Source organism: Nocardioides sp. YIM 152315, assembly GCF_029210375.1.
Classification (GTDB): Bacteria; Actinomycetota; Actinomycetes; order Propionibacteriales; family Nocardioidaceae; genus Nocardioides.
The window spans coordinates 58386-67724 of record NZ_JARGER010000035.1 but is presented as its reverse complement, the minus strand read 5'-3'; the positions used below and the strand labels follow the sequence as shown (position 1 = coordinate 67724).

At 72.6% G+C, this 9339-nt stretch carries 6 protein-coding genes; 3 read left to right on the top strand and 3 right to left on the bottom strand.

The window, feature by feature from the left end; translation table 11 throughout:
* From PZ894_RS11610 to PZ894_RS11600, 3 genes are all read left to right on the top strand, one after another.
* The coding region (locus tag PZ894_RS11610) for a hypothetical protein (protein ID WP_275744909.1) at positions 1 to 193 on the top strand (193 nt) is incomplete at its 5' end.
* A gap of 78 nt (positions 194 to 271) precedes the next feature.
* Entirely contained in the window at positions 272 to 1639 is a 1368-nt protein-coding gene (locus PZ894_RS11605) for a DUF222 domain-containing protein (protein ID WP_275744908.1), read from the top strand.
* A 50-nt stretch (positions 1640 to 1689) separates the two neighbouring features.
* The gene (locus PZ894_RS11600) at positions 1690 to 2313 is read left to right on the top strand and encodes a hypothetical protein (RefSeq protein WP_275744906.1); all 624 of its coding nucleotides are present in this window, start codon (positions 1690 to 1692) and stop codon (positions 2311 to 2313) included.
* A gap of 37 nt (positions 2314 to 2350) precedes the next feature.
* Here PZ894_RS11600 and PZ894_RS11595 read toward each other — a convergent pair whose 3' ends face one another.
* Genes PZ894_RS11595 through PZ894_RS11585 form a run of 3 tightly spaced genes read right to left on the bottom strand, consistent with a single transcriptional unit; the run spans position 2351 to position 9261 of the window.
* Positions 2351 to 3382 (bottom strand): hypothetical protein, encoded by a 1032-nt coding sequence (locus PZ894_RS11595; RefSeq protein ID WP_275744904.1) that lies wholly within the window; start codon positions 3380 to 3382, stop codon positions 2351 to 2353.
* The gene (locus tag PZ894_RS11590) at positions 3379 to 5430 is read right to left on the bottom strand and encodes an NAD(+) synthase (RefSeq protein WP_275744902.1); all 2052 of its coding nucleotides are present in this window, start codon (positions 5428 to 5430) and stop codon (positions 3379 to 3381) included. Before PZ894_RS11590 ends, PZ894_RS11595 begins: the two co-directional genes overlap by 4 nt.
* A 9-nt stretch (positions 5431 to 5439) precedes the next feature.
* Entirely contained in the window at positions 5440 to 9261 is a 3822-nt protein-coding gene (locus tag PZ894_RS11585; protein WP_275744900.1) for a patatin-like protein, read from the bottom strand.
* Between the last annotated feature and the right edge of the window lie 78 nt (positions 9262 to 9339).

The window sequence follows — 9339 nt, the reverse complement described above, 5'->3', positions numbered from 1 at the left end:
CGTCGACCACGCCTTCAAACAGGTCCTCGTCATCGCCCAGGGCACTCAGCCCGGAGACAAGATCACCATCACCGACCTACAAGGCGAGATCCTCGCCGAACACGTCCGGCCCGCCGTCGGAACCAGATACGTCGGCAACGGCCGACCACCCGGAACACGTCCGAAGAACCCTCAAGTGTCACCGAAGTCCTGACACACCGAGTGTCACCGATGTCCTGACACAGAACTGTCACCCATGTCCTGAGACATCACAGACAAGCCGCAGGCTGTCATGTCGCAGGCACTCGACGCGATGACCGAGGACCAGGTCCTCGAGTTCGCCGGCACCTGCGCCGAGACCGCGCGACGTGCCGAGGTCGACCTGCTCCGCGCCGCCTACCAGTGGGCGGTCCTGCACTCGGCGAATCGGCTCGACCCCGCCGAGACCGTCAAGCCCGGCCGCGAGCAGGCCCGCCGCTACGGCGGTCCCGGGACCCCGGAAGTCACCGAGTTCGCCGCCGCCGGCCTCGGAGCCCGGATCGGACGCTCCCCCTACGCCGCCCGCGAGCTGATCGCCGACGCCCTCGACCTCCACCACCGCCACCCCCAGCTGTGGGCCCGGGTCCAGGCCGGGGAGGTCCGCGCCTCCTACGCCCGCCACGTGTGCGCGAAGACCCGCGACCTGGCCCATGACCAGGCCGCCTACGTCGACGCCGGGGTCGCGGAGTCCGCCGACGGCCGGATCTGCTGGACCCGCTTCGAAGCGCTGGTGGAGGCCAGGGTCGCTCAGGCCGACCCCGAGGCCGCCCGGGAGAAGGAGCAGAAGGCCGCGAAGGCCCGGTTCGCCCGCAGGCTCCACGGCGAGGCCCACGGCATGGCCTCCTTCCTGGTCCGCGCCGACCTCGCCACCATCACCACCCTCGAAGCCGTCACCACCACCGGCGCCCACCACCTCAAGCACGCCTACCCCGACGCCACCGACGACGAACGCCGCGTCCTCACCGTCCTCCTCCTGATGACCGGACAAGGCCTCCCCGACACCGAGAACGACGGCGAGCAGGACGACAAGCAGGACCAGGCCCCGGTCGCCCCCGAGGTCCCGGACCTCGCGGACCTGCTGCCGACCGTGACCCTGTTCGTCCACCTCTACGGCGGGGTGGACAGCGAGGGCATCGCGCGGGTCGAGGGCCACGGCCCGGTCACCGAGGCATGGGTCCGCGAGGTCCTCGGACCGAACGTCCGGTTCAGGATCCAGCCTGTCCTCGACCTCGCCGGCCAGGCACCCGTCGACGCCTACGAGATCCCCGACCGACATCGCCAGGCCGTGCACCTGATGACGCCGGCCGACACCTTCCCCCACGCCGCCTGCACCTCACGTGCGATGCAGGTCGACCACACCATCCCCTTCGACGCCGGCGGACCATCCGGCATCGGCAACTACGGACCCATGACCACACTCCACCACCGGATCAAGACCCACGCCCCCGGCTGGAAAGTCCGACAATCCTTCCCCGGCATCTACCTGTGGCGCGACCCCCACGGCGCGCACTACCTCGTCGACCACACCGGCACCCGACGCATCCCCCGATACCCCGCCAACGGGTCACGCCTCGAGGCCGAGTTCACCAACCTCCTGCTCGAGTTCGATCTCGCCGCCTGACCAGCCCGGAAGCGGGGCCGATGCGCCGAGGCAGATGCCACACTGCCGGCATGAGCGAGGAACTGCCGGCGGTCGAAGCGGACGCGGGTAGGCCCGCGGACACCGACGCATTGCTCGAGGACCCGCTCGGTCAGCCACGCAACGAGATCCCCGCAACGGTTGCCTTCGACACCGAACTCCTCGCCACCGACGGCTACGCCGTCTTCTGCGCCGGATTGCACGTCTATTCCACCGGGTTCCGGCTGCATCTGGAGTTGCGGGCGCGCGATCGGCCGCGGCGCCCCTTGTACGAGGTTTTCCACCGCGCCGGTCCAGACGAGATGCTGATCGGCATCGAGTTCGCCGACGGCCGGCGAGGGCGTCACAGGGGATGGGATTCCCGTCACCGCGAACCGGGCGGTGGCGTGATGGTCCACTACCGCGGAGGCGGCGGGGACGAACGTGCGGTCGGTGCCGACTTCTTCGTCACCCCCCTGCCGCCGCCCGGCCCGGCCCGCATCATCTGCGCCTGGCCGGCTCGCGGTATCGGTGACACCGTGACCGAGCTGCCGGTAGACGCGATGACGGATGCGGCCGGCCGCATTCGCGCCCTGTGGCCGCCGCAGCGGCCGGACGACGAGCGGTTGCCGGAGCGAGAGTCGACGGTGCCCGGGGACAGTTGGTTCGCTCGCTGACGTACGCCTGTCGCCCGCGTCAACCTGCGAATCCGGATCAGAACCCGTTGAGCTCGTCGACGACCGCCATCAGGTCGCCCCGGTCGTAGTAGTCGACCGCGACGTAGTTGGGCAGCCGGCCGCGCTCCGCCTCGCACTCCTCGAGGCGAGGCGCCAGGACGGAGCGGTCGTTGACGACCTCGGCGTTCTCGGCGATGCGGGTCTTGCTCTTGATCCAGTGGTTCACCAGGAAGAGCGACGCGTCAGGATCCCCACGGTTCGGAGCGCAGCTGAACTCCGCCGGGTCGTGGAAGAGGTACGGCGTGTCCTGGACCCAGTCGAAGCCCTGGAGCAGCCACGGGTACGACGTGCCGCCGCCGTGGTTCTCCATCAGCACGACCAGCCGGCGGCCGGAGTCGATCATCTCGCCGAGGGTCGGCCAGCCCAAGGCGGGCGGCGCCGCGACGTACGCGAGCAGGCCGGCGGCCTCGACGACCTCGGCGGTGTCGGCCGGTGTGACCTCGTCCTGGACGAAGACCGTCACGACCTCGCGCGGGTGCTCGGCCAGCCAGTCCCGCAGCTCGTCGAGGCTGTGGCGCCACGACGTGGAGCCGAGCTCGCACATCGCGTGGCAGAGGTAGGGGCGGACCGGCCCCTGCGGCGACAGGCCCGTGGCGCCCTGGGCGCGGAGCGCCGCCCGGACCGCGAGCTCGCCGAACTCCCCACGTGCCTCGCGCAGCGCGTCGGCTCGCGTCGACCCCGTGGTGGCGATGATCCCGCGGCGGTCGGTGCGCTGGCCGTACCAGCTGTCGACGAGCAGCACGCGTACGCCGTGGTCGAGCTGCGCGCGGATCCCGTCGGGCTGCTCGGCGAAGAACCACCCGGGCTCGGCGGCCGCGGCCATCGAGTTGTGGGTCGCGGCGTAGGCGACCTCGTCGTACGCCCGGTCGCAGAGCTCGACGTGACCGTTGCACGCGGCGTCGGCGTCGTCGTCGGCGGCCAGCAGGCCGAGGCCACCCACGACCACGAGGCCGAGCACCGCACCGAGGGACAGCAGGACGATCCGGCGGCCGTCCCGGTTCGCCGTCATCGCTCCGGGATCGACTCGATCTCGGCGAGCCAGGCGGCCGGCCCGGCGTCCGAGGGCATCCGCCAGTCACCGCGCGGCGACATCGTGCCGCCGTGGCTGACCTTCGGTCCGTTGGGCAGTGCGGAGCGCTTGAACTGGCTGGCGAAGAAGCGCTCGGTGAAGACCACGAGCCAGTGCCGGATCTCCGCGAGACCGAAGGAGATGCGCCGCTCGTCGGGGAAGTTCGGCGGCCACTCGCCCTCGGCGGGGTCGCGCCACGCGTGCCAGGCGAGGAACGCGATGCGGCTGGGCCGCGAACCCCGGCGCAGCACCTCGAAGAGCGTGAAGTCCTGCAGCGAGTAGGGGCCGACGGACGCCTCGGTCGACTGCGGCAGCTGGTCCTCCCGGGTGGGGATCAGCTCGGGGGTGATCTCCTGCTCGACGATCTCGAGCAGCAGCGCGTTGGTCTGGTCGTCGAACTCGCCGTTGCCCGCGACCCACCGGATCAGGTGCTGGATGAGGGTCTTCGGCACACCAGCGTTGACGTTGTAGTGCGACATCTGGTCGCCGACGCCGTACGTGCACCAGCCCAGCGCCAGCTCGGAGAGGTCGCCGGTGCCGAGCACGATGCCGCCGCGGTGGTTGGCGAGCCGGAAGAGGTAGTCGGTGCGAAGGCCCGCCTGGACGTTCTCGAAGGTGATGTCGAAGACCTCCTCGCCCGCGGCGTACGGGTGGTCGAGGTCGGCGAGCAGCTGGTTGGCGGCCGCGGTGATGTCGATCTCCTCGAAGTGCACGCCGAGCGACTTCGAGAGCCGGGTGGCATAGGACTTCGTGGTGTCGCCGGTCGCGAACCCCGGCAGCGTGAAGGCATGGATCTCCTCGCGCGAGCGTCCGAGCCGATCCATCGCCTTCGCGGCGACGATCAGCGCGTGGGTCGAGTCGAGCCCTCCGCTGACGCCGATCACGACCTTCGGCTTAAAGTCGCCCGAGCCGATCGCGTGCAGCCGCTGCTCCAGCCCCGAGACCTGGATGTTGTAGGCCTCGTAGCAGTCGAGCGCCAGCCGCTCGGCGTCGTCGGGCACGAACGGGAAGCGGTCCACCTTGCGCCGCAGCCCGATGTCCCCCGACGGCGGCCGCGCCTCGAACGGGATCGTGCGGAAGCCGCGCACCCGACCGTCGTGGGTGCGCCGGTTGTCGTCGAAGGTGCCCATCCGCAGCCGGTCCTGCCGGATCTTGTCGAGGTCGACGTCGACGACGGTCCGGCGCGGCCCGTCGGGGAACCGTTCGGTCTCCCCCAGCAGCTCACCGCCCTCGTAGACCATGGTCTGGCCGTCCCACGAGAGGTCCGTGGTCGACTCCCCCTGCCCCGCCGCCGCGAAGACGTACGCCGCTGCGCAGCGCGCGCTCGCGCTGCGCACCAGCAGCCGGCGGTCCTCCGCGCGCGCCACGGTGATCGGGCTGCCGGAGAGGTTCGCGAGCACGGTGGCGCCGGCGAGGGCGGCCTCGGCGCTCGGCGGGATCGGCACCCACATGTCCTCGCAGACCTCGGCGTGCACGCGCAGGGCGCGCACGTCGGTGGCCTCGAAGATCAGGTCGGGCCCGAAGGGCACGTCGGCGCCGCCCAGCCGGATCGTCTCGTCCCGGCGGTCGTCGCCGGGCGCGAACCAGCGCCGCTCGTAGAACTCCCGGTAGGTCGGCAGGTACGACTTCGGCGCCACGCCGAGGATCCGGCCGCCCTGCACGGCCACGGCGCAGTTGACGACTCGGGTGCCGTGGACCAGCGGTGCCCCGACCAGCAGCAGCGGCCGCAGCTCCGCCGTCCCCGCGACCAGGTCGGCGAGCGCGTCCTCGACCGCCTCCAGCAACCGGTCCTGGAGGAAGAGGTCCTCCACCGAGTAGCCCGTCAGCGAGAGCTCCGGGAACACCGCCAGCGCCACGCCGTCGTCGTGCAGGCCGCGGGCCTGCTCGAGGATGGCCCGGGCGTTGGCGGCCGGGTCGGCGATCGTGACCGGCAGGGTGCACGCGGCCACTCGCGCGAATCCATGGCCGTAGGCGGAGTAGAAGTCCACGCCGCGAGTCTAGGAGGCGCCCGCGTGCCACAGCCGCTGGGCAAGCCGGTCGCCGATGTCGGAGAGCACGAGCTCGGCGCCCACCACCTCGGTCAGGTAGACGTACGCCGTGCCGCGCGTGCGCAGGCGTCGCACGAGCAGGTCCCGGGTCTCGTCGAGGCTCGCCCCCACCGGGAGCACGCCCAGGCGCGCCTGGCGCTCGAGCTCATCGGCGAAGCGGCTCCGCGCCCGCCTCGGCAGCGCCAGGACGAGCACCGCGAGCAGCACCGTCATCACGAGCGCGCCGATCACCGACGCCCACAGGGCGACGCCGGTGGCGGTCAGGTCGCCCCGGTGCTCGCCGGAGCCGAAGCGCAGGTCGTCGTCGAGCCCGCGCACCAGCAGCCACAGCACCACGCCTGCCGCCGCGGTCAGCAGTGCGTAGACGCACGCCCACGCCCCGGCCACCGCCTGCGGGTGCACCAGCCGGTCCTCGACCCAGCCGCCGACGGCCTGGAAGCGGACCCGGAACGCCGACGACTCCCGCTGTGCGAGCCAGGTCGCCGCGTCGACGACGACCGCGACGAGGAGGACGACGGCGGCCGGCCTCCACGAGACGAGCAGCGCAATGACGACCACGGTCGCCACCTCGAGCACCCCGGCGGCGACGATGAGCGCGATCAGCGTCCGCCGCCCCACCCAGCCGTCGACGACCGCGAACGGCGTGCGCACCAGGGCCGGAAGCGACCCGAGCACGACCAGGCCGGCGATCAGCGCCGCGACGAAGGGCAGCACCGCGAGCGTGGGCAGGCTGGTCTCGGCCGGCCGGACCTGCTGCGTCACGGCGTACGCGACCAGGGGGACGACGGGCGCGAGCAGCACGATCCCGTGCAGCAGGCTGCCGGTGCGCAGGGCCGCGTACGCGAAGCCGAAGAGCACGGCGGAGACCCCGATCAGGGCCACCCACCGCGGCGTCTCCGACAGGACGAGCGAGAGCGCGAGCATCGCGGCACCGAGCGCCAGCACGGCGATCGCGACCGTGTTGCCGATGCGGGCACCGCCCGTGAGGCCCCGGGCCACCCAGTAGGGCAACAGCGCCACCCCGCGGATCGTGCGGGTCAGCGGTTTGGCCGCCGGCACGCCGAGCTTCGGGCTGTCGAGCACGGTGGCGCCGACGGCGACCGCGGTCACGCCCGTGCGGATCAGCAGGTCCCCGGACGCCTCGGCGTCGAGCGGCTCGCGCCCCACGCCCGCACGGTCGAAGGCCCGCAGGCCGTCCAGGCCGAGGCCACGCCGTTCGGCGGACCTCGGGTCGACCGACTCAGGAAGGCTCGGGTCGTTCGACGCGAGCGGCACCGGCCCCAGACCCTTGAGCCGGTCGAGCAGGGCAGCGTTGTCCTCGACGAAGCGGGCGCCGTACGACGCCTGCGTCGCACCCTCGCGGCGATCGGCGGCGATCGCGTCGCGCAGAGCAGGCAGGTCCTCGGCCGCCACGTCCGCCTGGATCGCCCAGGCGAACAGCCCGGCGACCGCGTCCAGGGTCGGCGGCAGGTCGGCGGTGTCGGTGTAGACGCAGCGGTGCATCTCCGCGACCGCCCGCTCCCGGACCGAGAGGAACCCGGGCCCCGGGTCGCGCCCCTCGAAGAGCCGTGCCACCCACTCGTCGACCCACTGCTCGGCCGTGGCCGGCCACGGCTCACCGCGCCGCTCGGCCTCGGCGCGCGCCCTCCGCATCCGCTCGGGCTGGAGCAGGACCCGGCAGAGCATCGTGGCGGCGTCGAGCCGGCCCCAGATCCAGTCGTTGATCCGCCAGGACTCCTTGAGGAACCCCGCGAACCTCCCCAGTCGCGCGCCTCCGAGCTTGTCGGTGCCCTGCGTCGTCACCTGGGCGAAGACGTTGGCGGTCTGCAGGCTCACCTGCACGAGCTCGACCAGCTGCTCGGAGCCCCGCTCGGGTGCGTTGCTCAGGCAGGTCGTCACCACGTCGAGGCGCACCAGCTCGGTGATCAGAGCCTCTTCGTCGGGGGCCTCCGTCAGGAGCCGCTGCCAGGCCAGCAGCGCGAGCTGGTCGTCCCCGGTGGCGGCGGCCGCGAGCCGGGTGACGGTCGCGGTCAGCTCGCGCAGCGACGTCGCGAGGGCGACCAGACTGGCCCCGACGGCGTCCCCCAGCTTCCGCTCCGGGTAGGTCTCGTTGACGGCGTCCGCGAGCCTCACCCGCCGCTCCGGCTCGGAGGTGAGCTCGGCGAAGTCCGTCGCCTCCAGCGTGCGACCGCCGAGGTAGGCACGCTGCTGGGCGTCTAGTCGGACCTGCCAGTACGACGCCTTCGGCGGCAGGCCGCTGAGGATCCCCTGGAACCACACGTCGTCGAAGCGCCTGCGCGCGTCCTCCACGCCCCGTCGTACGGCGAAGAGCGCCATCCGCTCCTGCTCGACCAGGAGCCGCTCCTCCGCGGTGCAGTCGAGGCGCACCAGCCGCCGCGCGAGGTCGAGCGCGTCGTCGGCCAGGTGCTCGGCCGTCGTGACGCCCCACGGCCAGCCGCGGTCCGGGTCGAACCGCCACGAGTCGGCCGCCGCCGTGGCGACGACGTACGGCAGGCCGTCGCGGGCGTCGACGCGTGCCTGCGCCTGCTCGACCGCGGTGAGCACGCGGTCGTAGGACCAGCCGCGCCGGGCGGGGACCCGTTCGGCGAGGTCGCGTGCGGCCCGCCGCAGCCGCAGCTCGCGGTAGTGCGGGTAGAGGGTGCCGAACAGCCCACCCAGCATCTCGGCCAGGCCGTTGTTCGTGCTGCGTTGCAGGCTGATCAGCACGTCGGCGCGACCGAACCGGCGCGCCGCCGCCCGCCGGTTGTGCTCCTCCACCTTCTCCACGTGGGTGCGGCCGGCCTCGCTGCGGGTCGCGTGCGCGAGTCCGGTCAGCGCCTCGACGACCGTGGGCGGGTCGTGCTCGTCCGCTGCCGGGCGCTCCCGGACGCTCGGCGCGTGCGGGAAGACCAGCAGCATCACGCGGCGGACCGACGTGCTCGCCGGCAGGCTGTCGATCACCTCGAGCGCGGGCAGCGTGGGCGTGTTGACCATCGCGCCGCCGTCGACGGCGAAGTGCGACTGGTCGACGGGCCCGGTCGGGTCGACCCAGTCGGCGACCATCGTCATGTCCGGCCGGCCGTTGCCCGACACGGCCGTGCCGACGGGCAGGAACGACGGCTCGAACGCGACCGGGAAGCTCGCCGACGACCGGGCGGCGAGCGCGAGACGGCGTACGGTCTCGCCGATCTGGTCCTCGGCGAAGTCGTCCTGTCCGTCGTTCTCGAGGTGCTTGAACGTCAGCAGCCCGGCGTGCAGCTCCTGCGGCAGCGCCTGGCCGAGCGCGTCCGAGGTGACGGTCCGGGCACCGTCGAGGAGCGTGGTCGTGACCCCGAGGTGGATCGGCCGGCGGTCCGGACCGATCGGGGCGTAGTCCACCGCCAGCCCGCGCAGCGCCCGCTCCAGCGACGGGAGGAAGTACTCGTCGCCTCGCAGCAGCGACGCCGGCTGGCCCTGGAAGGGCGTGCGCAGCAGCGTCTCCATCCGTCCCTGCGCGGCCCACAGGTCCCGCAGGCCGCGCAGGTCGGCGTGGTCGTTGACCTGCGCCAGCGCGAGTGCGGCCCCGTTGATGCCGCCGGCGGAGGTCCCGGTGATCACGTCGGCGCGGGCGCTCATGTCGAGCATCCGCAGCAGCTCGCCGTAGACGCGGTCCCCGCGCGTGAGTCGGTCGATCTCGAGCGCCACTCCCCCGATCCAGACGGCGAGGCTGACCCCGCCGTTGAGGACGACGGCCAGGCGGAGCTCTTCCCGGGGGGCTTGCGGTCCTGCCATCCCCTCAGGGTGCCCCCCCACCAGCCCGCTCGGCATGACCCGAACGAGCCAGATCCGCGGCGCCTGCGATGAGTTGAC